The organism is Paraburkholderia sp. RL17-373-BIF-A (assembly GCF_046030175.1).
In the GTDB taxonomy this organism is placed as follows: domain Bacteria; phylum Pseudomonadota; class Gammaproteobacteria; order Burkholderiales; family Burkholderiaceae; genus Paraburkholderia.
On sequence record NZ_JARESO010000310.1, the window covers coordinates 1 to 942 of the forward strand.

Annotated in this window: 1 protein-coding gene; it reads right to left on the reverse strand. The window is 59.4% G+C overall.

What is annotated here, in order from left to right:
* Positions 1 to 448 precede the first annotated feature (448 nt).
* Positions 449 to 655: a hypothetical protein gene (locus tag P0D80_RS50565; protein ID WP_408177287.1), complete on the reverse strand. Its 207-nt coding sequence runs from the start codon at positions 653 to 655 to the stop codon at positions 449 to 451.
* Positions 656 to 942: the final 287 nt, after the last annotated feature.

Sequence of the window (942 nt, forward strand, 5' to 3'; positions counted from 1 at the left end):
ATGCTGTTGGATGTCGCACGACATGGGCAGTGGCCAATGGACCCGCTTTGACCGGTGGCGTTCAGAGCTCGAGAGGGTGCGAACGGTGTCGATCTGGAATCGAAGAAAGCGAGGGAGATTCGCGGCACCGCACGGTCGGCTGTTATGCCGTCGTAGACGCGGATCGCTTCAACGGTCGCCCGATGCTGTCGCCGACTGAATGACTTCGTGCGAGGAATTCGATGGATTGGTTGGCCTGGACGAAGCAGTGGCCGAAGAGGTGTCGTTCAACGTCGTGACGTCGAAGTGTGAGCGTCAAGCCGACGCCGCTTGAAACGGGTTGCCTGGCAGGAGGCATGCATCGATAAGAACACGAGACGCGGGACATTCAGCACGTCAATGAACAGGCCCCCTCCAACAGCGAAGACGTGAAGGAGGCCTGTTTCTAATTGCGGACATCTCGCGCGTCCTATAAGTAGGTTCCGCCAATGCGTCCTTCGAAAATGGCGGTGTTGATTTCAAAATCGTCGACGTGACCGAGCGGGCCACGGTCGACTGTGACGACGACGGAACGGCCGCCGCGCAGCGCCTTCATCTGCCCGGCGGTGAGCGTCAATTCGTCGTGTACTTGATCCGCGGAGCGCGGTAGGTCTTTGATGATGAGCGTGGATTTCATGGCGTTACTCCTGAAGGTGGATAGGCGAGCACGATGCGGTGCTCAGCCCTCGTTCTGCAAGGGTTATGCCAATTTGTGCGCGATGAGCGAGGAAACCGAATGCGAGGCGGCCACACAAGGCCAGCAAGCGATAGACGTCATGCGTTCGCCGAGCATGACGTTCAGTGAGCGCAAGGATCGACGGGACTGTTCGTCGAGGCCCGACCAATCGCGTGCGGAATGTCGGCTTACGCCGCTCCGTCGGCAACAAAAGCAAACGGCACGCGTGGGTGACGCGTGCCGTTGCC

Coding starts and splice junctions, on each gene's coding strand:
- P0D80_RS50565 (WP_408177287.1), bottom strand. CDS start 655: ATGAAATCCACGCTCATCATCAAAGACCTACCGCGCTCCGCGGATCAA.